1 protein-coding gene is annotated in these 1449 nt (G+C 75.2%); it reads left to right on the forward strand.

Annotated elements, in window-relative coordinates; all coding sequences use genetic code 11:
• Positions 1–1449, forward strand: a 1449-nt coding sequence (locus tag B4K29_RS13295) for an FtsK/SpoIIIE domain-containing protein (RefSeq protein WP_286967700.1), incomplete at both ends; no start/stop codon positions are given.

Raw genomic sequence — 1449 nt, forward strand, 5'->3', positions numbered from 1 at the left:
CCCGCCGCGAGCGTGCCCTGCGTGCTGCCGGCGCGGTCGACCTGGAGGCCTACCAGCGGGTCCGCCGGCCCGGCGACCCGCTCGTGCCCCGGCTGGTGATCGTCGTCGACGAGTTCCGGGTCCTGGCGCAGGAGCTCCCGGACTTCGTGCCGGGGCTGCTCACCGTCGCCACGATCGGTCGCTCCCTGGGCGTCCACCTCGTGCTCGCGACGCAGCGACCGGCAGGTGTCGTCACGCCCGACATCCGTGCCAACGTCAACGCTCGCATCGCCCTGCGCATGCGTGACCGCGCCGACTCCGAGGACGTCATCGAGGCACCCGACGCGGCCCGGATCAGCGACCGGCTGGCCGGTCGCGCGCTCTGGCGGACCGGCGACGGAAGCCTTCGAGCCTTCCAGACCGCGTGGGCCGGAGCACCGGCCCTCGTCACGACCGGCGACGTAACGGTGGAGCTCGAGGACGGGCGACGCGTGTCCTCCGCCCGGAACGGACCAGACACCCAGCTCGCGGCCCTCGTTCGCGCCACCTGCGAGGCGGCCGTGGGACGGTCCCGACCGGCCAGTCCCTGGCTCGCGCCGTTGCCTGATCTCGTCCACCCCGCCGACCTCCCGCCCGACCCCGGCCCGAGCGACGGCCACGGCGCCCTGCCCCTGGGCCTGGTGGACCTCCCGCACGAGCAGCAGCAAGCGGTCTGGCACTACGACCTGCAGGCCGGTCGTCACCTCGCCGTGGTCGGGACCCACCGGACCGGCCGCACGAGCCTGCTGCGGAGCGTCGCGGTCGAGGCGGTCTCGCGACACACCGCAGACCAGCTGCACCTGCACGTCGTCGACGGAGACGGCGGGCTCGGCGACCTCGAGACCCTGCCCCACTGCGGCACTCGCGTGACGCGTGCCGACCCGGGTCGCGTCCTGCGTCTCCTGCAGCTGCTCGCCGCCGGGCTGCACCCCACCGTGCCCTCCGAGGTTGCCTCCGACGACGCGCACCCGACCGTCCTGGTCCTCGTCGATCGGTGGGACGCCGTCCTCGCCGGCGCGGACCCTCTCACCGGTGCCGCCCTGCAGGACGCCCTGACCGGCCTCCTGCGCGACGGGCCCGGGCACGGCCTCGTCGTGGTGCTCGCCGGTGATCGCTCGTTGCTGACCTCGTCGATCGCGACCCACCTGGGAGAGCGTCTGCTGCTGCGGCTCGCCGACGCGACGGACCTGGCCCTGTGCGGCGTCCCGGCCTCGGCCCGCCCGGACCACCAGCCTCCCGGGCGCGGCATCCGGGCCACGGACCACGCCGAGGTCCAGGTCGTCCTCACCGAGCCGAACGACGTGCGGCAGCTCGCCCGTGACCTGGTGCCGGCCCGTCGGCGACCACCGCTGGCCCTGCGACCGCTGCCGGCCATGGTCACCGACGACGCTCTGCGGCAAGCAGATCCGCGCGCCTTCGGGCTCGGCGGGG

The organism is Arsenicicoccus sp. UBA6765, assembly GCF_002453335.1.
Taxonomy (GTDB): Bacteria; Actinomycetota; Actinomycetes; order Actinomycetales; family Dermatophilaceae; genus Arsenicicoccus; species Arsenicicoccus bolidensis.